Origin of the sequence: Streptomyces sp. PA03-6a (assembly GCF_033792765.1) — a bacterium.
In the GTDB taxonomy this organism is placed as follows: Bacteria; Actinomycetota; Actinomycetes; order Streptomycetales; family Streptomycetaceae; genus Actinacidiphila.
Map to the genome: position 1 here is coordinate 1 of NZ_JARAVK010000008.1, position 25051 is coordinate 25051.

A 25051-nucleotide genomic window follows, 5' to 3' on the forward strand; every position below is an offset into this window, starting at 1 on the left:
GTTGTTTTTTTTTTCAGAGCAAAAGCAGTCATCTGGGATGTAGAGAGAGTTGGTGGTGTCGGAAATGTGTATAAGCGCAAGTTGCCGGCGCGCGCCGCGGAGAGGACTTCAGCGGGACGCTGCCCGTCTTCCCCGCCGGGCCGCGTCCCGCTGAAGTCCTCCCCTCGGCGCGCGCCGGCAATCCTTGAGCGTTGTCACTCGAAAGAGCGGTGTTGCGCGTGTGAAGACGCATATCGAACAGGATTTCGATAGCGTGGGGGTCTGAACGTCACGTACCAGGGGGTGCGGCACATGGCCAGGCGCGTCGAAGTCACCGGAGCGGGCGGCCTCCCGCTCACGACGTGGGAGTACGCCGACGGGTCCGCTCCCGGGCCCGCCTCCGAGCCCGAGGAGGCGCCGCGGCCCGCCGTCCTGCTGCTGCACGGCCTGATGGGACGGGCCTCCCAGTGGGCCGGTACCGCCCGACGGCTCGCCGCCCGCCACCGAGTGGTGGCCTTGGACCAGCGCGGCCACGGACGCAGCGCCAAGCCCGAGGGGCCCTACACCCGTGACGCCTACGTGGCCGACGCCGCCGCCGTCGTCGAGCAGCTGGGGCTCGCCCCGGTCACCGTCGTGGGGCACTCGATGGGCGCCCTCACCGCCTGGCAGCTCGCCGTGCGCCGCCCGTCGCTGGTGCGGGCCGTGGTGCTGTGCGACATGCGCGCGGTGGCCCTCGGGGAGGCGAGCCAGCGCTGCTGGGAGGACTGGTTCAGGGCCTGGCCGCTGCCCTTCGCCGGTCCCGACGCGGTGCGCCGGTGGTTCGGCGAGGAGGATCCCTGGCTGGAGGGCTCCCGCCCGGCCCGCGGGGAGTTCTTCGCCGAGGTGATGGAGGAGCACGCCGACGGCTGGCGCCCGGTGTTCGAACGGCGCCACATGCTGCGCTCCCGGGAGTCCTGGATCCACGACGCCCACTGGGACGAGCTGGCCCAGGTGTCCTGCCCCGCCCTCGTCGTGCGCGGCTGGGACGGCGAGCTGGGCCGCGCCGAGGCCCAGGAGATGGTGCGCGTGCTGCCCCGGGGCTCGTACGCGGAGATCCCCGACGCCGGGCACCTCGTCCCCTGGGACCAGCCCGAAGCCTGGTACGCGGCGGTCGAGACCTTCCTGGCGGACGTCGCCGGCGTGCCGGTCTGCCAGGCCTGAGGCCCGTCCGGGCCGGCGCCCCGGCCTGCTCCGGGGGCCGTCGGCCTGGTGTCAGGCGAAGACGACCGTGCGGCGGCCGTTGAGCAGGACGCGGTGCTCGCTGTGCCACTTCACGGCGCGTGCCAGGGCCTGGCACTCCACGTCGCGGCCGATGGCGACCAGCTGCTCCGGGTTGACCCCGTGGCCCACCCGCTCGACCTCCTGCTCGATGATCGGGCCCTCGTCGAGGTCGGCGGTGACGTAGTGCGCCGTCGCGCCGATGAGCTTCACCCCGCGGGCGTGGGCCTGGTGGTAGGGCCGGGCGCCCTTGAAGCTGGGCAGGAAGGAGTGGTGGATGTTGATGATGCGGCCGGCCAGCTCCTTGCAGAGGTGGTCGGACAGGACCTGCATGTAGCGGGCGAGGACGACGAGTTGAACGTTCTCCTTCTCCACCAGGGAGAGCAGCTCCGCCTCGGCCTCGGCTTTGTTCTCCTTCGTCACCGGGATGTGGTGGAAGGGGACGTCGTAGGAGCCCGCCAGCTCCGCGAAGTCGGTGTGGTTGGAGACCACGGCCGCGATCTCCACCGGCAGCGCTCCGATGCTGGTGCGGAAGAGCAGGTCGTTCAGGCAGTGCCCGAACTTGCTGACCATGAGGATGATGCGCATCCGCTCGGCGGAGGGCGTGATCTGCCAGTCCATGGCGTAGGCGTCGGCGACGGCCGCGAAGCTGGCCCGCAGCTTGTCGGCGGTGACCGGGTGGCCCGCGGAGAAGTGCACCCGCATGAAGAACAGCCCCGTGTCGTGGTCGCCGAACTGCTGGCTGTCCTCGATGTTGCACCCGGTCATGAAGAGGTAGCTCGACACGGCGTGCACGATCCCCGCCTTGTCGGGGCACGACAGGGTGAGGATGTACTGCTGGGACTGCGGCGGCGAATCGTCGACGGCGTTCACGGGGCTAGGGTCGCACAAAGTCGCCCCGCCGTTCCAAGGCGTCCGCCAGCCGGGCGACCCTGGTGTCGTCGCAGGTGGCACCCCGCTCGCGTGCCGCGCGCGGACGGCTCAGGCCGTGCGTGTGTAGATCTTGAGGATGTCCAGTGACCGCGGCGGCGTGTCCGGGTCCTCACCGTCCCCGGTGGCCATCCGTACGTGCGCCTCGCGGGCGGCCCGCACGGCCTCGGGCCACGCATGGTGCTCCAGGTACGCGGAGACGGGAGCGTCCGCGCCCACCTGGTGGAGTATCTTCAGCACCCGCAGCACGGCCACGTCAACCAGGGCCGCCTCCTGGGAGTCCCGGAAGACGGTGCCCACGTACTTCTCCGCGGACCAGTTGTCGAGCCAGGTGTCCTCGACCAGGCGGTAGACGGCGTCGGTCACGTCGCCGTAACCCGGTTGCCCGGTGAGCCAGACCTCGCGCTGGAACACCGGGTCGCTGATCATGTGCAGCGCGGAGCGCACGTTCGTGCGCCAGCGCCACCAGGGCATGTCGTTGAGCGGCATGCCCCCCATCGTGGAGGAGCGGGTGCCACGGCGGGAAGACTTCTCCGTACTCTGCACAGTGCACGATCGTACGTGCTCCAGGGTCCACACACTCTGTTCACCCGATGGTGACCCTCCGTTCCCTTGCGTTCACCCTGGTGTTGCGACAAACGCGGAATCTTCCCATTCCATGAGTGATTGGCGTACGCGCAGAGCCGCTCCGTTCGCGTCCGCGATGGCCGGCGTCGCCCTGCTGGCAGGATGCGGCACGCTCCCAGGGGGGACGGGTGGCACCACGGGCCCGGTCGTCGTCATGACATGGGCTCCGGAGAACACCGGCGCGACCAACATGCCCGGCATGCCCGGCATGGCCAAGGCCTTCGCCAAGTACGTCAACGCCCGCGGCGGCATCGCCGGCCGGGAGCTGAAGGTCATCACCTGCAACGACCACAACAGCGCCCTCGGCGTCGGGGACTGTGCCCAGCGCGCCGCCGACGAGGGCGCGGTCGCCGTCGTCGGCTCCTACAGCCAGTTCGGCGCCGCCTTCACCTCCACGCTGGAGGCCGAGGGCATCCCGTACCTCGGCGGCTACGGCATCACCCAGGACGAGTTCGAGAGCCCGCTCTCCTACCCCGTCAACGGCGGCCTGCCCGCGCTGATGGCCGGGGCCGGCCGTCAACTGGCGGGCAAGTGCGACAGGGTGAGCCTCATACGCCCCGACACCGCCGCGGGCGACCTCTTCGCACGCTTCCTCGACGCCGGCCTGCGCGACGAGGGCCGCACCAGCGCCACCGACCTGCGTGCCCCCGAGGACGCCACCGACTACAACGGGATCTCCCGGCGGGCGATCGGCAGCAACAACCCCGGCGACTGCGTGAGCGCCGCGCTCGGCGACAAGACCGCCACCTTCTTCGACGCCTTCCGCCGGACGACCACCACCGACCCGGCCACCGGCCTGGACGACGGCCCCAAGGCCCAGATCGCCTCCGTCCTCGGCAGCGTCCAGCAGTCCACCCTGGACAGCACCGGCGGCAGCAACAGCCCGCTGGAGGGTGCGTTCGTCACCGGCTGGTACCCGCCGGCGTCCGACTCGCGCTGGGCGCTGATGCGGAACACGATCAAGAGGTACGCCTTCGGCGACAACAGCATCGACCCGAACGACCCGGGCGTGCAGACCACGTGGATCGCCTACACGGCCCTCGCCGAGGTCGTCGAGAAGATGGGCAAGGACCAGGCGGTCACGGCCCCGTCGCTGAAGCAGGCGCTGGACGAGGCGCACGACGTCTCCACCGACGGCCTCACGCCCCCGCTCGGCTGGCGCGAGCAGGACACGGCCTCCATCATCGACCAGCCGCGCCTGGTCAACGGCCGGATCACCTTCCAGAAGGTCGAGAAGGGCCGACTGGTCGCCGCGCGCAAGGGCTTCGTGGACGTGACGAAGACGCTGGAGAACGCCCCGGGCTGACGGGCGCCAGGGGTTCCATGGCGCGAGTGGGAGCGGGAGCGGAAGCGCCGACGGCCACGGCCGTCGGCGCTTCATGTCCCCCGGGGCCGGGATCCGTTCCCGGGGGCCCTTCGTCTCAGAGCTGACCGCCCTGGTGCTGCGTCAGCCCGTACTTCTTCGCGATGGGGTTCCACAGCGCCGCCGCGCGCGATTTCGCCTGCGTTGCGGTGCCGCTCTGGGTGTTGCCCGCCGCGTACTGGTCGGTGTGGCGCGCCTGGCCGTGACGGCAGAGCTTCTTGCCGGCCTTGAGCTGGTCGGCCCAGGCCGCGTAGTGGTTGTCGGCGGCCGCGGAGGCCGTCCACGCCTTGTTGAGGGCGTCGGTGAGGTCCTGGTGGTCGGGGAGCTGGTCCACCGGCAGCGACTTCAGTTGCGTCATCAGGTCGTTGCGCTGCTGCGCGGCGGCCCGCAGGTCGGCGGCCGCCCCGTCCAGGTTCCGGCAGCCCTTGATGCCGGCGACCGCGTTGATCACGGAGGTCCGGTTGCTGCCGCTCGTCTTGAGCAGCGCCTCAAGCCCCTTGGCCTGCTCCTCCGCCGCGCCCTCGTCGCCTCCCCCGGAGGAGGCCGGGGACGAGGCGCTCGACGAGGCCGACGGGGACTGGGCCGCGGCGGGGTCGTCGTCCCCGCCGCTCATCAGGGCGCCCGCGAGGAGACCGGCGACGGCGCAGCCGCCGACGACGATGCCGATCAGCGCCGCCGGGGTGAGCTTGCGACGGGCCGGGGCGGGCTGGTCGTAGTCGTAGGACGGCTGCGGCACGTAGGCGGGCTGCTGACCGTAGGCGGGCTGTGCGTAGTCCGGGGACGCCGCGTAGCCGGGCTGCTGCGGGGGCGGGTTGTCCTGGCGGTACAGGTGCCCGAAGTCGTCGTGGGGCTGCTGTGCCGGGAGCATCGCGTCGTGACCCTGGTGACCCTGGTGACCCTGGGGGTCGTGCGGATAGCCGTAGCCGGGGGCCTGCTGCGGGGCCGGCGCGTCCTCGAAGCGCGGCAGGTGCTGGGTCGCGTCCGCGTCGGCCGGGGTGCCCGGGCGTACGCCGTACGGGGCGGCACCGGGCATCGGGTAGGGCGGCAGGACCTGTGTGGCGTCCGCCACGGGGCCGGGCTGGAACTGGGGCGCCGGGGGCTGCTGCGGCTCGTGGGCCGGCATGGGCGGCCGGGCCTGCGGGTACGGCGGGAAGAGCTGCGTCGCGTCGGTGTCCGGGAGGGACTGATGCGGGGGGCCGTACGCCTGGGGCTGCTCGCCCCACGGCTGCCCGGCCGCGGGGCCGGAACCCCAGGCCGCGGTCGCTCCCGGGCCGGGTATGCCCCCGTCCGCGGGCAGCACCACGCCCTCGTGCACCTCCGGATACGCCTCGTCACCGCGTCCGCCGTGCATCACCGGTACCTCTGCCTTCTCCGTCGCTACGGAATCGTCGGCTCACGCTACCGGGTCTGCTTCGGACGTCACCATGCCGCGGTGGGTCCGGCGGGATCCGGGGGGCCGCCCCGTCGCAGAACAGGGTGCCCCTACCGGTGGATTGATGTCGTTCCTGTAACGATTCGCGGGACGGGGGCGTGCGACGCCCCCGCCCCCGTGTCGTCACGCCGCCAGTTCCTCCTCCTCCAGGCGGGCGTCGAACTCCCGGACGGCGCTCTCCGCCGCGTACGGCTGCAGGCGCAGGCGGAGGTCGTCGAGGTACTCCGCGCCGCGGGTGGTGCGCAGCGTGGCCAGCAGTTCGACGGCCTGGGCGCCGGTGTGGCAGGCCTGCTCGACCTCCCGCTGCTGGACCTGGGCCTGGGCGAGCAGGAGCAGGCCGATCGCGCGGCGGCGGGCCTTGTCCGGGGCGTGTCCGGCCAGCGCCTCCTCGGCGCGGCGGACCGCCTGCGGCGCCTGGTTGAGGTCGCGGTGGCAGTGGGCGAGCTCGTCGGCGAGGTAGGCCGGTCCGAAGTGCCGGATCCAGTCGGGGTCGTCGCCCGGTTCGGAGCGCTCCAGCGCCTCCACGGCCTGCCCCGCGACGGCGCCGCAGGCCCGTGCATCACCCATCAGCGCGTGGCCGCGCGCCTCCGCGGCGTAGAACATGGCCTGTGCGGTGGCGGTGACCTGACCGCGGGCGCCCTCCTGGGCGGCGCGGGCGAGTTGGGCGATCTCGCGCGGGGTGCCGAGCTGCGCGGCGAGGTGGCTCATCCCCGCGGCGAGGACGTAGCCCCCGTACGCGCGGTCCCCCGCCGCCTGGGCCAGCCGCAGCGCCTGGATGTAGTAGCGCTGCGCCAGGCCGGGTTGGCCGGTGTCGACGGCCATGTAGCCGGCGAGTTCGGTCAGCCGGGCGACGGCGGAGAAGAGCTGACGGCCCGTCGCCTCCCGGTAGGAGCCGGCGAGGAGCCCGGAGACCACGCTGTTGAGGTAGTGCACCACCACGGGGCGCACATGACCGCTGCCGAAGCGGTGGTCGAGTTCGTTCAGCGCCCGGGTGGTCGCCCGTACCGCCTCGACGTCGGACATGCCGACACGCTGCCCGCCGGCGCGGGCGACCTGGGCGTCGGCCCGGGTGATCAGCCAGTCCCGGCTGGGCTCGACCAGGGCCGAGGCCGCCACGGTGGAGCCGGTGAGGAAGTCCCGGCGGCCGACGTCGCTCCGCCACAGCTCGCAGACCTGCTCGATCGCGCCGAGCACGGTGGGCGAGAAGTGCAGGCCGACACCGGTGGCCAGGTTCTTGCCGTTGGCCATGCCGATCTCGTCGATGGTGACGGTGCGGCCCAGCTTCCGGCCGATGGCCTCGGCGATGATCGCCGGTGCCCTGCCCCGCGGTTGCTGGCCGCGTAGCCAGCGGGCCACGGAGGTCTTGTCGTAACGCAGGTCGAGGCCGTGCTCCGCGCCGCACATGTTGACCCGGCGGGCCAATCCGGCGTTGGAGCAGCCTGCCTCCTGGATCAGTGCCTGCAGCCGTTCGTTCGGCTGGCGTGCGACGAGCGGTCGTGCGGCCATGGGCTCCCCCTCACAGCTGCCGCTTTCGGGACCTCAAGATCCCTTCCCGAAGATCCCTTCCCGGTACGCGCCACTCAAATTCGCCGCAAAGGACATAATTTGCGGTGGGATGCATGCCTACACACCCAAGGGTGACTACCCGGATGCCGGACCTCCCCCTACCGCGCGCCCCCACCAGTGCTCCCGTGCGCCCGGCATGAGCCGCGAGGCCGGGACGTCACTGCCCGTAACCCGCGCTGGGCAGCGCAGTTGTGAAGGTCGTGGAAGACACCGTGGAACACACCATCGCTGCCCCGCCGCGGATCGCCGGCCAACTCCTCGAAGCCGCCGTCGGGTACGCGGAGGAGCGGCACTGGGACGTGCTGCCCGGTGCCTGGCTCGTCGAGGACGACGCCGCGGGCCGCGGCGGCCCGCGCACCCCGCGCTGTTCCTGCGGCGACACCGCCTGCCCGGCGCCCGGGGCGCACCCGACCGGGCCCGGCTGGGTCGGTGAGGCGAGCGGGAGCGGAGCCACGGTACGCAGGATGTGGCTGCGCCAGCCCCATTCGTCGGTCCTGCTCCCCACCGGACGCACCTTCGACGCCATCGAGGTCCCGGAGGACGCCGGTTGCCTCGCGCTGGCCCGCATGGAGCGCATGGAACTGCCGCTCGGCCCGGTGCTCGGGACCCCGTCCCGCCGGATGATCTTCTTCGTACTGCCCGGAGCCGGCGCGAAGGCGCCGGATCTGCTGCGCCGGCTCGGCTGGGCGCCCTCCTCGCTCGACCTGGTGGTGCGCGGCGACGGTCACTGGGTCCCTGCCCCGCCCACGCGGCTCGGCACGGGCGGGGTCGTCCAGTGGGTGCGCCGGCCCACGGCCCTCAACCGGTGGCTGCCGGACACCGAGGAACTGATCTCCCCCCTCGCCTACGCCTGCGGACGCTAGCCGGGCCCCACCCCCGTCGGCATAGGCTGGGCGGATGCCGAATGCATCCGTCGCGCCCGCCGTACGCGTCCATGGACTGTGGAAACGCTTCGGGCAGCAGATCGCCGTCGCCGGGATCGATCTGACCCTGCCCGCGGGGCACTTCGTGGGGATCGTCGGACCCAACGGCGCGGGCAAGACCACGACCCTGTCGATGGTGACGGGCCTGCTGCGGCCCGACGACGGCCTCATCGAGGTCGGCGGTGCCGACGTCTGGCGCGACCCGGTCGCCGTCAAGTCCCGCATCGGCGTCCTGCCCGAGGGGCTGCGGCTCTTCGAGCGGCTCACCGGCCGCGAACTGCTGGCGTACACGGGCCGGCTGCGCGGCATCCCGGGCGCGGAGACCGACCGCCGGGCCGCCCAGCTGCTCGACGTCCTCGATCTGGCCGGCGCCGCCAACAAGCTCGTCGTGGACTACTCGACGGGCATGCGCAAGAAGATCGGCCTGGCCGCGGCGCTGCTGCACAATCCCGAAGTGCTCTTCCTGGACGAGCCCTTCGAGGGGGTCGACCCCGTCTCCGCCCAGGTCATCCGCGGGGTGCTGGAGCGCTACACCGGCTCCGGGGCGACCGTCGTCTTCTCCTCGCACGTCATGGAGCTGGTGGAGAGCCTGTGCGACTGGGTGGCGGTGATGGCCGCCGGCCGGATCGTGGCCCAGGGCCCGCTCGCCGAGGTCCGCGGGCAGGCGCCGACGCTGCAGGACGCCTTCCTGACCCTGGTGGGCGCCCGGGACCGCGGCCCGGGGCAGGACCTGGACTGGCTCGGCGGGGCGAACGCTCCGGCGGCGCGGGGCGCCGGGCAGGGCGGGCACGGCGGAGGCGGCGCGGACGGCGGGGACGGGCCGGCCGGGGCGAGCCGGTCGTGACGGGCACCTTCGTACGGCTCAAGCTGTCGGTCCTCCGCAACGGGTTGCGGCAGTCGACGGGCCGCCGGGTCGGCTGGATCATCGGCAGCCTGGTGTCGCTGCTCTACGCGCTGGGCCTGGGCGTGGGGCTGGTCGCCCTGCGCGGGAACGACTACGCGCCCTCGGCGGCCATCGGCGTGGCGGTCGTGCTCGGGGTCGGCTGGGCCGCCATGCCGTTGTTCGTCTTCGGCGGCGACGACACCCTCGACCCGACCCGGCTGGCGATGCTGCCGTTGCGGCCGCGGCCGCTGATCCGGGCGCTCCTGGTGTCCTCGCTGGTCGGCGTCGGGCCGCTGCTCACGTTCCTGGTGGTGGTCGGCGCGGCGGTGTCCGTCGTGGCGGGGGCCGCCTCGGCGGTGGCGGCGGTGATCGCGGTGCCGCTCACCGTGCTGCTGTGCGTGGCCCTGTCGCGGGCCGTCGCCGCGGCCAACACCCGGTTGCTGACCAGCCGCAAGGGACGCGACCTGGCGGTGCTCAGCGGCCTGCTGGTCGCGGTGGGCGCCCAGTTGGTCAGCCTGGGCGCCAACGCGCTCACCTCCGGGCACGGCCTGGAGCGGATCGACGCCCTCACCTCGGTGCTGCGGTGGCTGCCGCCGGCGTCGGCGCTGGACGCGGTGCGGTCGGCGGGGGAGGGCGCGTACGGGCTGGCGGTCGCCGAACTCGCCTGGACCGGGGCCGTGCTGGGGCTGGTGCTCGTGTGGTGGCACCGCAGTCTGGACCGGCTCATGACCCGCCCGGACGCCTCCACCGTGCAGGCGGGCCCGTCGAGGGTCCGGGAGACCCGGTTCCGGCTGCTCCCCGAGGGGCGCACCGGCACCGTCATGGAGCGCCAGTTCCGCTACGCCTGGCGTGATCCGCGGACCAAGGCCGCCTGGGCCACCGCCCTGGCCCTGGGGCTGCTGCTGCCGCTCGTCTCGGCGGTCCAGCAAGGCAGCGTCTACACCGCCTGCTGGGCGGCCGCACTGCTCGGGCTGCAGATGTACAACCAGTTCGGCATGGACGGCTCCGCCTTCTGGACGGTCGCGGCGACCGTCTCCTCCCGCACGGACGCGTACGCGGAACTGCGCGGGCGGGCCCTGGCGATCGCGGTGGTGGGCGTCCCGTACGTGGCCGTCGTGACCATCGGCGCGGCCTTCCTGCTGGGGCGGGCCGACGCGGCGGCCGAGACGCTCGGGCTCTCCTTCGCGCTGCTGGGGGCGCTGATCGCCACCGGCGCCTGGGCGAGCGTGCGCTTCCCGTACTCCATGCCGCAGGAGAACCGCTTCGGCAGCGCCGCCGCGCCGGGCCAGGGGAGCCTGGCCTGGCTCAGCCTCGCCGGGGGCGCAGCGACGGGCGCGGTGATCACGCTTCCCGTGCTCGGCGTACTGATCTGGCTCCACGTCTCGGGGCGGCACGGCGCGCTGTGGCTCGTCCTGCCGCTGGGCTGCCTCTACGGGGCCGCGTTCGCGTTGCTGGGGGTCCGCACGGCGGCGCCCCGCCTGCTGGGCCGCCTGCCGGAGGTGCTGACGGCGGTGAGCAAGGGGTAGCCGCCGCCCGGCAGGTTCCGTGCGGCCCGGGGCCCAGGAGACACGGCCTAGAGGCGTGACAACGATGCCGTGGCGTGCAGGACGTCCCGGATCGCGGCGTGGTCCCCGTCGCGCCCGGCGGCGACGCGGCCGGGCGCGATGTGGCCCGCGGCCAGCTGGCAGAAGTCGAGCTGGTCGACGGCGATCTCGGCGACCACCGTCTCCGGGGTGCCGATCGCGCCGGGCGAGTCCAGCGAGATGTACCAGTGGCCGCCGCCGGAGCCCTCGACGTGGAGGTCGAGGGTACGGCCGGGCGCACCGGCCCGTACGAGACGGGCGGTGGACTCGGCCCGCCCCGCCTGGCGGAGCGCGGCCAGGGCGGTGGGCAGCATCCGGGCCGCGAGGTCGATCATGCGGTTGAGGTGCGGCGCCGCGGGCGGTCCGTACTCGGGGTAGTCCAGGGCCTGCGCGATGTCCTCGGCGTGGATCCAGCACTCGAAGGCGCGGTCGATCAGGGCGTCCCGCATCGGCACGACGGCGTCGGTGAAGTCCACGGGCAGCCCGCCGGTCGCGGAGCCGGCGAAGGACAGCGTCCGCACGATGTCCCGGGTCTGGGTGCGCCACTTGTTGCGGACGAAGGCGTGCGTGTGGCGGCGGCAGCGCTCCCCGGCGAGTTCGGTGCGCTCCAGTCGTGTGCGGGGCGCACCGGGGCCGAGCGGGTCGTCGAGGCCGAGCGCGGTGGCCACGACCCCGTCCACCGAGCCGAGATGGGCGAGGACGCCGCAGAGCGTCAGCTCGCGCGACCCGCCCGCCCAGACCAGCTTGACGGGCATGTCCCACTCGGGTTCGCCGAGGTCGGCGAGGAGCGCGTCGAGGCGCGCGGTCTCGGCGTCGTACGGCGCGGCCCATCCGGGGACGGGGATACGGGCCGGGCGGCGGCCCAGGCAGCCCTCCAGGACGCGGGCGCGCAGCAGCGGGTCGAGGTCGAGGGACTCCTCCTGGTGCAGCAGGCCCACCGCGCGGCGCAGCCGCACCGCCTCCTCGGCGCAGGGCGCGCAGTCGGTGAGGTGGACCTCGACGGCGCCGGCCTCGTCACGGGAGCAGGCCGACAGTGCCCACGCGCCGAGCAGGGAGCGCAGCACGCGGTGGTCGTACTCCGGGGGTCCGGACCGCACGGGCGCCTTCGCCGCTTCTCGCTCCGGCTCGCGCGCCGTCTTCGCCGCCTCGTGCGCGGGCACGTCCGGCGAGGGCGGGGGCGCGGCGGGCACGGCCTCGGGCAGCGGGCCGTCCTCGGCGGCGCCGCGGGGCATCGGCACACGGGGCAGGTTGGTCCCGGGCGGGGGAGTCTCGCCGTTCTCGGCCGGTCCGTTCACAGGGACCTTCCCTGGGGCGAGGAGTCCTGCGCGGCGGTGGACAGCAGCTGCAGCCCGAGCCGGAGGCGGCGGCGCGCCTCGTCCTCGGTGACCCCGAGGTCGGCGGCGGCCTCGCGGTAGTCCATGCGGCGGCGGTAGGCGAGGTCGAGGGCCAGGCGCAGGGGTTCGGGCATGGAGGTCACGATGTAGTCGGCGCGGGCGGCCGTCGAGGCCTCGCGGACCCTGGCCTCGACCTGCTCCGGGGTGCCGGCGCCGCGGGTCTCCGACTGGCGCAGCCGGTGGACGGCCTGGCGCTGGGTGAGGCCGGCGACCCAGGAGCGCAGCGAACCCTGCTTGGGGTCGTAGGCGTCCGGGTTCTCCCAGATGTAGCCGAAGACCTCACGGGTGATCTGGGCGGCGGCCTCCTCGTCGTCCATGACGCGGTGGGCGAGGCTGTGCACGAGGGAGGCGTAGCGGTCGTACAGCTCGCCGAGCGCGGCCTCCTCGCCGCGCGCGAGCCGCTGTTGCATCTTGCGGTCCCAGCGGGGTGGTGCGGATGCCGCCATCGCGTCTCCCCCTTTGTCACCGTCGTCCTACTACGGTCGCACTGCCTCGGATCGAATGTATCCGCCGATTGCTGCCACGTACGACGCCTTGAGGCAAGCTTCTGCCATAACTGATCGATTCTGGTAATGCGTTATCCGGGTGTGACCGGAAGATTGCGGGGAAGCGGCTCAGGCGGGGCATAGGGTCTGTACGACCGCTGCCGGGAGAAGGGCCAGACAGTGGCATTGCAGGTGGTGCAGGACGAACGGGACGGTTGGGTGGTCCTGACCGTTTCGGGGGAAATGGATCTCGTGACCGCGCCGGTGGTGCGCCAGCACGTGCACGACGCGGTGGCCGACGGGCGCCACAGTGTGGTGCTGGACCTGGCCGGGGTCCACTTCTGCGACTCCAGCGGTGTGGGTGTGCTGATCGCCGCCCGGCGGCTGATGCGGTCCTGTGCCGGGCAACTGCGCCTGATCCTCCCGCGGAACAGCCCCTCCGACGGTGTCGCGCACGTCAACCGGGTGCTGGCCGCGCTCGGCGTGCGCCGGCTCTTCGAGGTCTTCCCCGATCTCGAGGCCGCCACCGACGACACGGCCCGGCCGCTGTCGGCCTAGACCGTCCTTCCGTGCCACCCAGGGGCGCGGGCCCGTCAAGTGCCGTGTGAGCACTCTCACATCCCACGTCCGCTTCGTCCATGAAGGGCCTGTGGGCGCCCGATTGTGAGCTGCCGGGCGAAATCTGCGGAGGATGCACCTTTCGCCGGACCTCCGCCCGGGTTACCTTCGTGCGCAGAAAACGTGTTCAAGGTTCTGTCCGGCGGGTGGGGGCGTTCGTACGGAGGTCTCCACTGCCCATGCTCGATCTCGCGGGTGCCTGGGACCACCTCTCGTGGTCCTTGCGTCATGTGCACTGGTACGGAGTGGCCGTCGGGTCCCTCCTCGCCGTCAAGCTGCTGCTCTCCATCCGCCGGCGCCGCCGTCCTGAGCTCGCGTTCGACAAGCCGGTGACCCGGCTGCGCATCCACGGCGTGATCACGGTCTACAACGAGGCCCCGGCGATGCTGCGCGGCTGCCTGGAGTCGGTCCTCGCGCAGACCCTGCTGCCGCACTCCCTCACCCTGGTCGACGACTGCTCCAAGGACCACTCGGCGCGTGCCCTGGTCGAGGAGATGCGCCCGCAGTTCCAGCGCGCGGGGGTCCGCCTCGACTTCGTCCGCTTCCCCGGCAACCGCGGCAAGCGCCACGGCCTCGCCGCGGGCTTCCGGCAGGAGCCGCTCGCGGACGTGTACCTGTGCATCGACTCCGACACGCTGCTCGACCGGCACGCCGTCGCGGAGCTCGCCCGGCCCTTCGCCAAGCGCCGGGTCCAGTGCGTCACCGGGCTGGTGCTCGCCCACAACCGCGGCACCAACCTGCTGACCCGCCTCATCGACATGCGCTACGTCAACGCCTTCCTCGGCGAGCGGGTCGCCTACTCCCGCCTCGGCTCGGTGCTCTGCGCCTGCGGGTCGCTGGCCATGTACCGCGGGTGGGTCGTCCGCAAGCACCTCGACGACTTCCTCGACCAGCGGTTCCTCGGCCGCCCGGCGACCTTCGGGGACGACCGGCGCCTGACGTACTACTGCCTCACCGAGGGGCTCTCCCTGATCCAGCCGTCGGCCGTCGGCTACACCGACGTCCCCGAGCGCCTCGGCCACTACGTGCGCCAGCAGATCCGCTGGGGCAAGTCGTTCATCCGCGAGGGCTTCCTGCTCCTCGCCAAGTTCCGGCTGCACCGCATGTACTGGTGGCTGAACCTCGTCGAGCTGGTCACCTGGGTCGCCTTCACCGCGGGGCTGCTCGCGGCGCTCGTGGCGGTCCTGATGCACCCGCAGGGCTGGACGCTGCTGGCCGGCTACCTCGCCTACATGTGCGTCATGGCCTGGGTCCGGTCCGTCCACTACCTGCGCGGCGCCGCGCAGGTGAGGATCGTCGACCGGGTGGGGACGTTCCTCGCCGCCCCGCTGTACGCCCTGCTCAACATCGGGTTGCTGCTGCCGCTGCGACTGTGGTCCCTGGCGACGCTGCGGCGCACCAACTGGGGCACCCGGACCCGGATCGAGGTCGGCGGTGCCCACGACGACATCGCCTTCCAGCCCCATCCGCAGCCCCACCTCCCGCGCCAGCGCCGGGAGACGGCCCCACCGGCGGTCGGCGCCGTCGCGCCCGTGCGCGACGCCGCCTCGTAGGCGGCGCCCGCGTTCCGCCGCCGGTCCGACCGGATCCCGCAGACCGCATGGCGTGCCCTCGGCATCGCCCCTCCACCGCGCTAGGAGCTTCCCCGTGGGTTCTGCCCGCCCCTCCGTCCGCCCCTCCGTCCGGTCCGACCGGCTCGTACCCTCGGGGCGCGGGAAGCGGCGCCACCCCGTGTGGAGGGTGGTCGGGTACCTGCTGCTCTCGGTCGCCGTCGGCGCGGGCGTCACGGCGCTGTACCCCGTGTGGCGTGAGGCACATGGGCCGCCCCCGGAGCTCACCGTCCGCTACAAGGCGGGCACGCCGGCGTCGGCCGCCACGGCCCGGCCGTGGCTGGAGGTCGTCAACACCTCGGACCACCGGGTGCGTCTGGCCGACGTGGCGGTCCGGTACTGGTACACGCAGGACGGCGGCTCCCCGTACGCGTTCAACTGCGTCCAGGCCTCGGTGGGCTGCCCGAACGTCGACGGGAGGACCGTCGCCATGGACCGTCCGGCCCCGGCCGCCGACCACTACCTCGAGCTCACCTTCACGAAGGCCGCGGGCACCCTGGCCCCGGGCGCGAAGAGCGGGGCCATCGGGGTGCAGCTGTACCGTCCCGGCGGGAAGGTGGACCAGCGCGACGACCGGTCGTTCAGCCCCGCCCACGACACCTTCCAGGCGTCGAAGCTGGTGACCGGCTACCTGGACGGCAGGCACGTCTGGGGCGACGAGCCCGGCGGCGACGTCACCACGTCCCCCCGGGGCCCGGCCGCAGCCGCGGCACGGCCCGCGCCGCCCTCCGGGATCGTCTTCGACGACTTCCGGTACAGCGGCCCCCGGGACCCTGCGCTGCGCGCCCACGGCTGGCTGGTGCGCACCAGCGGGGGCGGTCCCGGCATCCACGACACGTGGTCGGCGGGAGGCGTCAGCTTCCCCGCGGACGGGGACGCGCTGGGCGGCCAGGTCCTGCAGCTGCGCGCCGCCACTGACGGGACGAAGCGCGGCACCACCCAGGCCGAGGTGCACACCACCGGCACGGAATTCCTGACCGGGACCTTCGCCGCCCGGATCCACTTCGCGGACGAACCGGCGAGCGGCCGCAACGGCGACCACGTCAACGAGACCTTCTACATGATCTCGCCCCACCACCACGCCGAGTACAGCGAGCTCGACAACGAGTACCAGCCGAACGGGGGCTGGGGCGCCCCCGGCCCGAGGCTCGACACGACGACCTGGCGCAGCGCGAGGGAGGGTGACCGGGTCACCCGGGCCACGACGTCCAGCCTCAAGGGGTGGCACACGCTGGTCACCACGGCAGCTCACGGCGTGGTGACCTACAGCCTCGACGGGCACGAGCTGTTCCGGACCGGGGGCAAGTACTACCCGACCCAGAACATGTCCGTGAACTTCAACGCCTGGTTCGTGGACCTTCCGTTCGCGGGCAAGCGCACCTGGGACATGAAGGTCGACTGGTTCTACCACAACGCCAGGAAGGCCCAGTCCCTGGCGGAGGTGGATAAAGCGGTCGACGGCCTCGCCGCGGGCGGCACGGGCTACGTGAACACGGTCCGCAAGCCCTGAGCCGGTACGGCGGCGAGGCCGGCCGGGGTCAGGAGTCGGCCGGAGCCGGGCCCAGCGTGGTGGTGCCGATCGCCGCGCGGTGGCCCAGGCCCGTCCGGTAGGCGTCCAGCGCGGCCTCCACCCGGCCGGACCGGCGCAGCAGGTCGCCCAGCAGCCGGCAGATGTCCGCCAGGTCTCCGGCGGCTCCCGCGCGTTCCAGCAGCGCCAGGGCGGACACGTAGTGCTCCTCCGCGGCCTCCGGGTCACCGCGCTCCTCCGCCAGCAGCCCGAGCAGCCGGTGCGCCCCGCCGGCGTGGACGGCGCCGCGCCACGGGCCCAGCTCGTCCAGCAGCCGGGTCAGCAGCTCCTCGGCCTCGGCGGGTTTCCCGCGCCGCCGGAGCACGTCGGCGAGCTCCACCTCGACCTGCACCGTGAACAGCACGGACCGGCCGGCGGACAGCATGTCGCGGGCGGTGCGCAGCTCGCGCTCGGCCTGCTCCAGGTCGCCGTCCTGGGAGTGGACGTAGCCGCGCATCCAGTGGCAGTGGGCCAGGTCCGTGTGCAGCTCCAGCCGCTGGAACAGCTCCTGCGCCTTTGCCAGGGAGGCCTCGGCCTCGCCGGTACGTCCCGCGACGATCAGGGTGCGGGCGATGCTGCGGTGCATCTGGGCGACCAGGGCCGGATCGCCCGCCCCGGGGGCGAGGTTGAGCGCTTGCTCGGCGGCGTGGGCGGCCCGGGCGTAGGCGCCCAGGTCGGTGTACGGCCCGATGGCCGCGATGTGCAGCATCAGCAGGGCGTCGGGGTCGGGCCGGGCGCCGTCCGACACGGTCTGCCGTTCGAGCCGGGTGATGCCCTCCTCCAGCAGGTGGGAGGCGTACCGCACCTCGCCCGCCAGCAAGTGGGACACGGCCCGGCCGCGCAGTGCCGCGGCGCGCCGGGCGTCGGGGGCCGCGGGGTCCGCGTCGAGCAGCCGCTCGGCGGTCTCGAAGTGGAGCCGGGCCTCGGCGAGTTCGCCCGCGTCGAGGGCGGCGTCTCCCAGCCTGAGCAGTTCGAGGGGATCCTGCGGGCCGTCCTGCGGGCCGCTTTCCGGACCTGTGCCGGGACCTTCGTCCAGGCCGTCCCGCGCCCGGTCCTGGCCGTCCTGTGTGCCCACCGTGAACCTTCCCCTTTGGAACTCTTGCGGAGGAGGGTACGCGGCTTTGCGCCGGACGTGCCTCACGCTTTCGTAAAGCGCTCCCTGAGCTTGTACTTGAGGACCTTGCGCAGGGTCTCGTTCCGGGGCAGCACCTCCACCACCTCGAGCTGTTCGGGCAGTTTGTGGACGGCCAGGCCCGCCTCGCGGAGGAAGGCCGTGACCTCGGCGAGGGTGAGCGGTCCGGCGTCCGGCGGCTGCTCGACGACGGCGCAGACGCGTTCCCCGCGCTGGGGGTCGGGCAGGCCGATCACGGCGGCGTCGGCGACGCCGGGGTGGGCGTAGAGGAGTTCCTCGATCTCCTTGGCCGAGACGTTCTCACCCTTACGGATGATGATGTCCTTGAGGCGCCCGGTGAGGACCAGGTAGCCGTCCGGGGTGAGCCTGCCGACGTCCCCGGTCCGCAGGAAGCCGTCGGCGTCGAAGGCCTGTTTGGTCAGTTCCGGGTCGGTGTAGCCCTGGCACACGGCCTCACCGCGCAGCAGCACCTCGCCGTCGTCGGCGATGCGTATCTCCATGGAGGCGGGCGGGCGGCCCTCGGTGGTGGCGAGCCGGTCGACGGGGTCGCGCGGCGAGCCCATGGTGATCATGGGGGCCTCGGTCATGCCGTAACCGTGCGCGAGGGCGCAGCCGAGGTCGCGGACCACCTCGTGGTAGAGCTCGGGCGGCTTGGGGGCGCCGCCACCGGACAGCAGGCGCAGGGTGGGGATGATCCTGCTCCCCGCGGGCTGCTTGCGCTGCTCGGCGAGGAAGAGGGAGTAGAAGGCGGTGCTGCCGCCCGCCATGGTGACCTCGTGCCTGCGGTAGGCCTCCAGGGACCCAGGGAGCGAGAAGTGCTCCAGCAGCAGGGCCGGGAAGCCGCACAGGAGCAGCATGACCAGGTAGTCGGGGCCGCCGATGTGCGCGTACGGGAAGGCGACGGAGCCGACGTCGTCCGGGCCGAGCTCCAGGGCGAGGGCGAGGCAGGAACCGCCGGCGATGAGGCTGCGGTCGGTGTGCAGCACGCCCTTGGGCTCGGAGGTGGTGCCGGAGGTCCAGTAGATCCAGCGGACCTGCGTGCCGTCGGAGGGCGGGGCGGGGAGGGAGTCCGGGTCGCCGTCGGGCAGGGAGTCGTAGGCCTCCAGGACGTCGCGCGCGCCGAGGCGGCGCGCCATCGCGGTGTGGTCGAAGCCGCGCCATACGCCGGGGACGGCGAAGAGGCCGGGGCCTGTCTGGCGCAGGATGTGGCCGACCTCGTGGTCGCGGTAGAAGGGCATGACCGGGGTCTGCACGGTGCCCAGCCGGGCGAGGGCCGCCGACAGGACCACCGTCTCGATCCGGGTCGGCAGCTGCCAGGCCACCGCGGTGCCGGGCCGGATGCCGCGGGCCTGCAGCCCGGCGGCGACCCGTTCTGCGCGATCGCGCAGCTGCCCGAAGGTCAGCCGGCGGTCGTCGGTGTCGAGCAGCGCCGGGGCGTCGGGGGTCAGGGCGGCCCGCCCTTCGATGAGCGCCCAGAGGGTCGGCGAGTCGCCCAGGCTTCGCATCTCTTCTCCTCCCGGTCAGTGATCTGACGTCACGTCAGATCCAGTCGCCCGGAGCGTAGGCGCCCGGCCGGGTGTGGTCCAGGGTCCGCGCGTCGCCGATGGACGCTCCGGGGCGGCGGGCGTACTGTGAATCTGACGGTCCATCAGATTCAAGGAAGGGCGGGGAGCGATGGAACTGCCCCGGATCATCAGCGTCGACGACCACGTGATCGAACCCGCACACCTCTTCGAGACCTGGCTGCCGGCGAAGTACCGGGACCGCGGGCCCCAGCCGCTGACCGCCGGGATCGGGGAGCTCGCCTACATCGGCGGGAAGTACCAGATCACGATGGACCCGGACGGCCCGCCGACCGACTGGTGGATCTACGAGGACCTGAAGTTCCCCTACAAGAGGAACATCGCCGCCGTCGGCTTCGACCGGGACGAGATGACCCTGGAGGGCATCACCCGCGAGGAGATGCGGCGTGGCTGCTGGGACCCCAAGGCCCGGCTCGCCGACATGGACCTCAACCACGTCGAGGGCTCGCTCTGCTTCCCCACCTTCCCGCGCTTCTGCGGTCAGACCTTCGCCGAGGCCAAGGACAAGGAGGTCGCCCTCGCCTGCGTCCGCGCCTACAACGACTGGATGGTCGAGGAGTGGTGCGGGGACAGCGGCGGCCGGCTGATCCCGCTCTGCCTGATCCCGCTGTGGGACGTCGGCCTGGCCGTCGCCGAGATCCGCCGCAACGCGGACCGCGGGGTGCGGGCCGTCACCTTCAGCGAGATCCCGACCCACCTCGGTCTGCCCAGCATCCACTCGGGGTACTGGGACCCCTTCTTCGCCGTCTGCGAGGAGACCGGGACGGTGGTGAACATGCACATCGGCTCGTCCTCGCAGATGCCGGCCGCCTCCCCGGACGCGCCGCCCGCCGTGCAGGCCTCGCTCTCCTTCAACAACGCGATGGCCTCGATGATGGACTTCCTCTTCAGCGGGGTGCTGGTGCGCCACCCCCGGCTCAAGCTCGCCTACAGCGAGGGGCAGATGGGCTGGATCCCCTACGCCCTGGAGCGGGCCGACGACGTCTGGGAGGAGCACCGGGCGTGGGGCGGCGTGCGTGACGTGATCCCCGAGCCGCCCTCCACCTACTACTACCGGCAGATCTTCTGCTGCTTCTTCCGCGACAAGCACGGCGTCGCCTCGATCGACGTCGTCGGCCGCGACAACGCGACCTTCGAGACCGACTACCCGCACGTCGACTCGACCTTCCCGCACACCAAGGAGGTCGCCCTCGACCATGTGAAGGGCCTCGACGACGAGACGGTGTACAAGCTCATGCGCGGCAACGCCATCCGCATGCTGGGGCTGGAGCCGGACCGGTGGACCTGACGTACACCGAGGCGGAGCAGGCGTACCGGGGCGAGCTGCGGGCCTGGCTCGCCCGGACGCTGCCCACGCTGCCGTCCGCGCCGGACCCCGCCGACTGGCCCGCCCGGCGGGCGTACGACACCGGCTGGCAGCGGCGCCTGTACGAGGCGGGGTACGCTGACGTCCACTGGAACGCCGACCCGACCCGACGGCTGATCTTCCTGGAGGAGACCGAGCTGGCCGGGGCGCCCTACGTCGGCGCGAACTTCGTCGGTCTGCTGCACGCCGGGCCCACCATCGCGGCCGAGGGGACGGCCGGCCAGCGTGAACGCTGGCTGCCCCCGGTGCTGCGCGGGGACGAGGTGTGGTGCCAGGGTTTCAGCGAGCCGGGGGCGGGCTCGGACCTGGCGTCCCTGCGGACGCGGGCGGTGCGCGACGGCGACGCCTACGTGGTCACCGGTTCGAAGATCTGGACCTCGCATGCCGAGGTCGCCGACTGGTGCGAACTGCTGGTGCGCACCGATCCCGACGCACCGCGGCACCGCGGCATCAGCTGGCTGGCGATGCCGATGGACGTGCCGGGCGTGACGGTGCGGCCGCTGCGGACCCTGGCCGGGACGACGGAGTTCGCCGAGGTCTTCCTGGACGAGGTGCGCGTGCCGGTCGCCAACCGGGTCGGAGCGGAGAACGACGGCTGGCGGGTCACGATGGTGACCCTCTCCTTCGAGCGCGGCACCGCTTTCGCGGGTGAGGTCGTCGCCTGCCGGCGGACCCTGCGTGAACTGGCACGGACCGCCCGGGAGACGGGAGCCTGGGACGACCCCGTGCTGCGGCGCCGACTGGGCCGTCTGGTGGCGGAGTTCGGCGTCCTGTGGCGGCTGGTCCAGTGGAACGTCAGCGCCGGCGCCCCGGGCGTCGGGGGCTCGGTCCTCAAGTTGCGCTACTCGCATGCGCGCCAGGAGCTCTACGACACCGCCGCCGAGGTCCTCGGCCCGTCCGGGGCGCTGGACGCGGACCGCCCGTGGACGGCGGACCGGCTCTCCTCGCTCTCGTACACCATCGCGGCGGGCACGTCGCAGATCCAGCGGAACATCGTCGCCGAGCGGATCCTCGGCCTGCCGAAGGGGGCGTGAGCGGCCGTGGACTTCCGCCTCACCGAGGACCAACGGGCGCTCGCCGACGGGACCCGTGGACTGCTGGCGCGGCTCTACCCGGCGGAGCGCCTGCGGGAGGACGCCGCCGGGGCGGCCGCGGGGCCCCCGGTGACCCTCGACCGGCAGATGTGGCGGGCGCTGGGGGAGGCGGGGTTCTTCGCACTGCGGCTGCCGGAGGAGCGGGGCGGGCTCGGCCTCGGCCTCCCGGAGGCCGTGCTCGTCTTCGAGGAGGCCGGACGGGCGCTGCTGCCGGGTCCGCTGGTGACGACGCACCTGGCGGCCGGACGCGTGCTGGGGGCGGCGGAGGGCGCCACGGTGGTCACCGCGGTCGACGGCGAGCTGGCCGAGTGGCTGGAGGCGTCCGACCACGTGCTGGGCTCCTTCGACAAGGCCGAGCCGATACGTTCGGTGGACCCGCTCACTCCGCTGCACCGGATGGTGGGCGGCGAACCGGCCGGCGGCGGCGGGGGAGCCGGCGAACTGCTGACCTCCGCGCAGCAGACCGGCAGCGCGGCGCGCACCCTGGAGCTCGCCGTGCGGTACGCCGGGACACGGGAGCAGTTCGGGCGGCCCGTCGGCTCCTTCCAGGCGGTCAAGCACCTGTGCGCCGAGATGCTGGTCCGGGTCGAGATGGCACGCACGGCGGTGCGTGCGGCGGCGGTCTCCGGGGATCCGGGCGAGACGGCGGCCGCACGGCTGCTGGCGGACGAGGCGGCCGTCCGCAACGCCCGTGACTGCCTGCAGGTGTTCGGCGGTATGGGTTTCACCTGGGAGGCGGAGGTGCATCTCCACGTCAAGCGGTCGTGGATCCTGCGGAGCCGGGGCCGTTCCGTGGCGGAGTGTGAGGAGCAGCTCGCGGAGAGACTCCTCGACGAGACTCTTCGCTGGGTTTAGGTAGTTATGGCCGATTCGTCACGGATAAGGAGTCCCCGAGCGTCGATATCGGGTTGTGTCCGAGGTGTGACTCGTCACGCCGTGGAGTCGGAGCCTGCCTCGGGTACGCTCCATCGGGTGCGTGTGGTGGTGAAACGCGACGGATGTGGCAGTGGCGGGGTCTCGGTACCCGGCGGGCTGCCTGTACCGGGCTGTTCGATTTCGCCCCGTAATGGGCCTCGCACAGTATGCAGCACTCGTGCCCCCTTGCGCTGGAATATGCCCGAAGCGCTTGTTGCGGTCACTGCGGGTCAATCATGCTGGGTTGCGAAGAGGTCACGTACGGTGACCCTGCCGAGGCGCGAGGCGACGTGTCCGCCGGTTCGGATGGTGTGAGCGGTGCAGGTGCTCCAGGTTCAGCTTGAGGTCGGCCCCGACCCCGCGGAGGTGGGCCGGGCCCGCCGGTGGGCCCGCTCGCGTCTCGCGGGCTCCGGCATAGGAGCCGACGAGCCGGTCGCCGAGACGCTGATCCTGCTCATCTCCGAACTGGTCACCAACGCCGTCGTGCACACCGGCTGTCCGGCCGTGCTGCGGATGCTCTTCCGCTCCTCCGGCGCCGCGCAGAGCGGCGAACGGGAGACCGTGCGCGTCGAGGTGGCCGACACCAGCGACGCGCCGCCACGGCCGCGGCACGCCGACAACGACGAGACCGGCGGCCGGGGACTGGAACTCGTGGACGGCCTCGCGGACCGCTGGGGCTGGCAGCGTGAAGGTGCCGGCAAGCAGATCTGGTGCGAGATCGACCGCAGCGAGCGCCCCGCGATCGTCCCCGCGCAGTCCATGGGCGGGCTGATCCGCCGCCCCGCCTTCTGACCGTACGGACCGCCCTCAGAGCACCGCCACCGGCGCGACCGGACTGCCGACCCCGCCCACGAAGGGCTGCGGGGTGGCGTCCAGCAGGAACGCGTACCGCCCCTCCTCGGCGCAGGCCTCCGACAGCGCCTCGAGATTCCAGTTCTGGCCCTGGGGCATGCCCATCTCCACCAGGTCCAGGGCGTGCACGGCGAGCCACAGGTCCTCGATCTCCGGCGGGAAGATCTCGAAGGTCAGCGTGTCGTTGGCGACCGCCGCGACGTCGCGGGCGTGGAACCACTCGGGAGTGCGCACCGACAACCCCGGTGAGGGGAAGGCGTAGGCGTGCTTGTCGCCCGCCAGGTACAGCCGCATCTGACCGGTGCGGACGAGCACGACGTCCCCGGCGCGGACGGTGGTCCGGGCCAGTTCCTCGGCCGCGTCGAGGTCGTCGGGGGTGACCGCGTGGTCGCCGGGCAGCCGGTCGGTGCCGCGGGCGCGGGCCACGTCGAGCAGGACGCCGCGGGAGAGCAGCGTCGTGATCTTCTCTATGCCGCTGAAGGCGGCGCCGCCGTGGGCGGTGATGGAGCCGGCCGGGCGGCCGTTGTAGATCCGTCCCGAGTGCGAGACATGGGTCAGGGCGTCCCAGTGGGTCGCCGCCTGCAGCCCCATGGTGACGATGTCGTCGCTGGTGGCGACGGTGCCCGGGCCGAACATCTCGTGGTTGAGCATCACCATGGTGCGCAGGGGGTTGACCCGGCCCGGGATCATTCCCGTCTGCACCCCGTCCTGCTGCAGGGGCAGCGCGAGCGGCACGCGGCGTCCGCTGCGCACGGTGCCGGCCGCCGCGCGGACGACCTCGTCGGTGACCAGGTTGAGGGTGCCGGTCTCGTCGTCCTCACCCCAGCGGCCCCAGTTGTTGACGCGCTTGGCGATGTCGTGGAACTCGGCGGGGAACGCCATCGCTGCCTCCTGGTCTCAGGGCTTGTGCTGGGGTGCGTCCGTGCTCCTAAAATCTAACGGTCCGTCAGAAACTCTGAGAAGGGGCGGGACCGGACGTGGGCAACTTCCTGAACGGAAAGGTCGTCGCGGTCACCGGGGCCGGGCGCGGCATAGGGCGGGCCGTCGCCCTCGCGTGCGCGGCCGAGGGCGCCAAGGTCGTCGTCAACGACTACGGTGTCGCGGTCGACGGCAGCGGACCGACCGGTGAGGTCGCGGCCGCCGTCGTCAAGGAGATCGAGGCGGCCGGCGGCGAGGCCACCGCGGTGACCGACGACGTCTCGTCGATGGCGGGCGGCGAACGGATCGTCACCACGGCCGTGCAGACCTACGGCCGCGTCGACGGAGTGGTCTGCGTCGCCGGGATCCTGCGCGAACGCATGCTCTTCAACATGGGCGAGGACGAGTGGGACCCGGTCCTCGCCACCCATCTCAAGGGCACCTTCACCGTCTTCCGCGCCGCCTCGGCCGTGATGCGACGGCAGGGCTCGGGCACCCTCGTCGGCTTCACCAGCGGCAACCACCAGGGCAGCGTCTCCCAGGCCAACTACTCCGCGGCGAAGGGCGGGATCATCTCGCTGGTGCGCAGCGCCGCACTCGGACTGCACCGCTACGGCGTGACCGCCAACTGCGTCGCCCCCGTGGCACGCACCCGCATGTCCGCCAACGTGCCCATGGAGCTCGCCGAGATCGGCGAGCCCGAGGACGTCGCCGCCATGGTCGTCTTCCTGCTCAGCGATCACGCCCGCGACGTCACCGGACAGGTCTACACGGTCGCCGGACCCAAGATCGCGGTCTGGGCGCAGCCCCGTGAACTGCGCGCCGCCTACGCGGACGGCGGGGGATGGACACCGCAGCGCATCGCCGCGGCCCTGCCCGGCTCCGTCGGCACCGACCCCATGCCGATGCTCGCCCAGCTCGAGGCCATGCGCGCCGCCGCGGCCGCCTCCCGAGGGCAGTGACGGCCCCGCACC

Annotated in this window: 22 protein-coding genes; 13 read left to right on the forward strand and 9 right to left on the reverse strand. The window is 72.8% G+C overall.

Annotation, left to right across the window (positions count from 1 at the left end):
• Positions 1–291 precede the first annotated feature (291 nt).
• Positions 292–1179 (forward strand): alpha/beta fold hydrolase, encoded by an 888-nt coding sequence (locus tag PV350_RS03440; protein WP_500332778.1) that lies wholly within the window; start codon positions 292–294, stop codon positions 1177–1179.
• A 51-nt stretch (positions 1180–1230) separates the two neighbouring features.
• Here PV350_RS03440 and purU read toward each other — a convergent pair whose 3' ends face one another.
• Entirely contained in the window at positions 1231–2109 is an 879-nt protein-coding gene (gene purU / locus PV350_RS03445; RefSeq protein ID WP_499512450.1) for a formyltetrahydrofolate deformylase, read from the reverse strand.
• Between the two features lie 108 nt (positions 2110–2217).
• Positions 2218–2664, reverse strand: coding sequence for an SCO4402 family protein (locus PV350_RS03450; protein WP_499516865.1), 447 nt, complete (start codon positions 2662–2664; stop codon positions 2218–2220).
• 160 nt (positions 2665–2824) lie between these two features.
• Here PV350_RS03450 and PV350_RS03455 point away from each other — a divergent pair, with 160 nt between their 5' ends.
• Positions 2825–4099, forward strand: coding sequence for an ABC transporter substrate-binding protein (locus PV350_RS03455; protein WP_500332779.1), 1275 nt, complete (start codon positions 2825–2827; stop codon positions 4097–4099).
• A 115-nt stretch (positions 4100–4214) separates the two neighbouring features.
• Here PV350_RS03455 and PV350_RS03460 read toward each other — a convergent pair whose 3' ends face one another.
• Entirely contained in the window at positions 4215–5507 is a 1293-nt protein-coding gene (locus tag PV350_RS03460; RefSeq protein WP_500332781.1) for a hypothetical protein, read from the reverse strand.
• A gap of 204 nt (positions 5508–5711) precedes the next feature.
• Entirely contained in the window at positions 5712–7094 is a 1383-nt protein-coding gene (locus PV350_RS03465) for an NsdA family TPR-like regulatory protein (protein ID WP_500332782.1), read from the reverse strand.
• Positions 7095–7354: 260 nt separating this feature from the next.
• Between PV350_RS03465 and PV350_RS03470 the strand changes: the two genes are divergently transcribed.
• From PV350_RS03470 to PV350_RS03480, 3 genes are read left to right on the forward strand one after another with little or no spacing between them, the layout of a single operon-like run.
• Positions 7355–8017 carry a bifunctional DNA primase/polymerase gene (locus PV350_RS03470; RefSeq protein ID WP_500332783.1) on the forward strand — a complete coding sequence of 221 codons (663 nt, stop codon included), beginning with the start codon at positions 7355–7357 and terminating at the stop codon, positions 8015–8017.
• Between the two features lie 34 nt (positions 8018–8051).
• Positions 8052–8921 (forward strand): ABC transporter ATP-binding protein, encoded by an 870-nt coding sequence (locus tag PV350_RS03475; protein ID WP_499512445.1) that lies wholly within the window; start codon positions 8052–8054, stop codon positions 8919–8921.
• Positions 8918–10486 carry a transporter gene (locus PV350_RS03480; protein WP_500332784.1) on the forward strand — a complete coding sequence of 523 codons (1569 nt, stop codon included), beginning with the start codon at positions 8918–8920 and terminating at the stop codon, positions 10484–10486. The genes PV350_RS03475 and PV350_RS03480 overlap by 4 nt, the downstream gene beginning before the upstream one ends.
• Before the next feature lie 47 nt (positions 10487–10533).
• Here PV350_RS03480 and PV350_RS03485 read toward each other — a convergent pair whose 3' ends face one another.
• Both PV350_RS03485 and PV350_RS03490 read right to left on the reverse strand, forming a co-directional pair.
• Positions 10534–11838, reverse strand: coding sequence for a maleylpyruvate isomerase N-terminal domain-containing protein (locus tag PV350_RS03485; protein WP_500332785.1), 1305 nt, complete (start codon positions 11836–11838; stop codon positions 10534–10536).
• Positions 11835–12383, reverse strand: coding sequence for a sigma-70 family RNA polymerase sigma factor (locus PV350_RS03490; protein ID WP_499512442.1), 549 nt, complete (start codon positions 12381–12383; stop codon positions 11835–11837). Before PV350_RS03490 ends, PV350_RS03485 begins: the two co-directional genes overlap by 4 nt.
• 219 nt (positions 12384–12602) lie before the next feature.
• Here PV350_RS03490 and PV350_RS03495 point away from each other — a divergent pair, with 219 nt between their 5' ends.
• The 3 genes from PV350_RS03495 (at position 12603) to PV350_RS03505 (ending at position 16160) form a co-directional block, all read left to right on the forward strand.
• Positions 12603–12980, forward strand: coding sequence for an STAS domain-containing protein (locus PV350_RS03495; protein WP_499512441.1), 378 nt, complete (start codon positions 12603–12605; stop codon positions 12978–12980).
• 239 nt (positions 12981–13219) lie between these two features.
• A complete protein-coding gene (locus PV350_RS03500; RefSeq protein ID WP_499512440.1) occupies positions 13220–14593 on the forward strand; it encodes a glycosyltransferase family 2 protein in 1374 nt (457 codons plus the stop codon).
• A gap of 94 nt (positions 14594–14687) precedes the next feature.
• Positions 14688–16160: a cellulose binding domain-containing protein gene (locus PV350_RS03505; RefSeq protein WP_500332786.1), complete on the forward strand. Its 1473-nt coding sequence runs from the start codon at positions 14688–14690 to the stop codon at positions 16158–16160.
• Positions 16161–16188: 28 nt separating this feature from the next.
• On the opposite strand, the gene PV350_RS03510 is transcribed toward PV350_RS03505, so the two are convergent.
• Both PV350_RS03510 and PV350_RS03515 read right to left on the reverse strand, forming a co-directional pair.
• A complete protein-coding gene (locus PV350_RS03510; RefSeq protein ID WP_499512438.1) occupies positions 16189–17292 on the reverse strand; it encodes a tetratricopeptide repeat protein in 1104 nt (367 codons plus the stop codon).
• A 62-nt stretch (positions 17293–17354) separates the two neighbouring features.
• Positions 17355–18854 (reverse strand): class I adenylate-forming enzyme family protein, encoded by a 1500-nt coding sequence (locus tag PV350_RS03515; RefSeq protein WP_500332787.1) that lies wholly within the window; start codon positions 18852–18854, stop codon positions 17355–17357.
• 169 nt (positions 18855–19023) lie between these two features.
• On the opposite strand from PV350_RS03515, the gene PV350_RS03520 reads away from it, so the two are divergent.
• The 4 genes from PV350_RS03520 to PV350_RS03535 all read left to right on the forward strand — a co-directional run bounded on the left by PV350_RS03520 (position 19024) and on the right by PV350_RS03535 (position 23099).
• Positions 19024–20220, forward strand: coding sequence for an amidohydrolase family protein (locus PV350_RS03520; protein ID WP_500332788.1), 1197 nt, complete (start codon positions 19024–19026; stop codon positions 20218–20220).
• Positions 20211–21332 carry an acyl-CoA dehydrogenase family protein gene (locus PV350_RS03525; protein ID WP_499512435.1) on the forward strand — a complete coding sequence of 374 codons (1122 nt, stop codon included), beginning with the start codon at positions 20211–20213 and terminating at the stop codon, positions 21330–21332. The genes PV350_RS03520 and PV350_RS03525 overlap by 10 nt, the downstream gene beginning before the upstream one ends.
• A gap of 6 nt (positions 21333–21338) precedes the next feature.
• A complete protein-coding gene (locus PV350_RS03530; protein WP_500332789.1) occupies positions 21339–22247 on the forward strand; it encodes an acyl-CoA dehydrogenase family protein in 909 nt (302 codons plus the stop codon).
• A gap of 378 nt (positions 22248–22625) precedes the next feature.
• On the forward strand, positions 22626–23099 hold the full coding sequence (locus PV350_RS03535) for an ATP-binding protein (protein ID WP_499512433.1): 474 nt from the start codon (positions 22626–22628) through the stop codon (positions 23097–23099).
• Between the two features lie 15 nt (positions 23100–23114).
• Here the strand turns inward: PV350_RS03535 and PV350_RS03540 are convergent, their stop codons facing one another.
• Positions 23115–24041: a cyclase family protein gene (locus tag PV350_RS03540; protein WP_500332790.1), complete on the reverse strand. Its 927-nt coding sequence runs from the start codon at positions 24039–24041 to the stop codon at positions 23115–23117.
• Positions 24042–24136: 95 nt separating this feature from the next.
• On the opposite strand from PV350_RS03540, the gene PV350_RS03545 reads away from it, so the two are divergent.
• Complete coding sequence (locus tag PV350_RS03545) at positions 24137–25039, forward strand: SDR family oxidoreductase (protein WP_500332791.1); 903 nt, start codon at positions 24137–24139, stop codon at positions 25037–25039.
• Positions 25040–25051 lie beyond the last annotated feature (12 nt).

What these genes read in the sequence shown, in the direction of transcription:
- PV350_RS03440 (WP_500332778.1), top strand. Translation starts at nt 292, where the DNA reads ATGGCCAGGCGCGTCGAAGTCACCGGAGCGGGCGGCCTCCCGCTCACG.
- PV350_RS03450 (WP_499516865.1), bottom strand. Translation starts at nt 2,664, where the DNA reads ATGGGGGGCATGCCGCTCAACGACATGCCCTGGTGGCGCTGGCGCACG.
- PV350_RS03455 (WP_500332779.1), top strand. Translation starts at nt 2,825, where the DNA reads ATGAGTGATTGGCGTACGCGCAGAGCCGCTCCGTTCGCGTCCGCGATG.
- PV350_RS03460 (WP_500332781.1), bottom strand. Translation starts at nt 5,507, where the DNA reads ATGCACGGCGGACGCGGTGACGAGGCGTATCCGGAGGTGCACGAGGGC.
- PV350_RS03465 (WP_500332782.1), bottom strand. Translation starts at nt 7,094, where the DNA reads ATGGCCGCACGACCGCTCGTCGCACGCCAGCCGAACGAACGGCTGCAG.
- PV350_RS03475 (WP_499512445.1), top strand. Translation starts at nt 8,052, where the DNA reads ATGCCGAATGCATCCGTCGCGCCCGCCGTACGCGTCCATGGACTGTGG.
- PV350_RS03490 (WP_499512442.1), bottom strand. Translation starts at nt 12,383, where the DNA reads ATGGCGGCATCCGCACCACCCCGCTGGGACCGCAAGATGCAACAGCGG.
- PV350_RS03500 (WP_499512440.1), top strand. Translation starts at nt 13,220, where the DNA reads ATGCTCGATCTCGCGGGTGCCTGGGACCACCTCTCGTGGTCCTTGCGT.
- PV350_RS03515 (WP_500332787.1), bottom strand. Translation starts at nt 18,854, where the DNA reads ATGCGAAGCCTGGGCGACTCGCCGACCCTCTGGGCGCTCATCGAAGGG.
- PV350_RS03520 (WP_500332788.1), top strand. Translation starts at nt 19,024, where the DNA reads ATGGAACTGCCCCGGATCATCAGCGTCGACGACCACGTGATCGAACCC.
- PV350_RS03540 (WP_500332790.1), bottom strand. Translation starts at nt 24,041, where the DNA reads ATGGCGTTCCCCGCCGAGTTCCACGACATCGCCAAGCGCGTCAACAAC.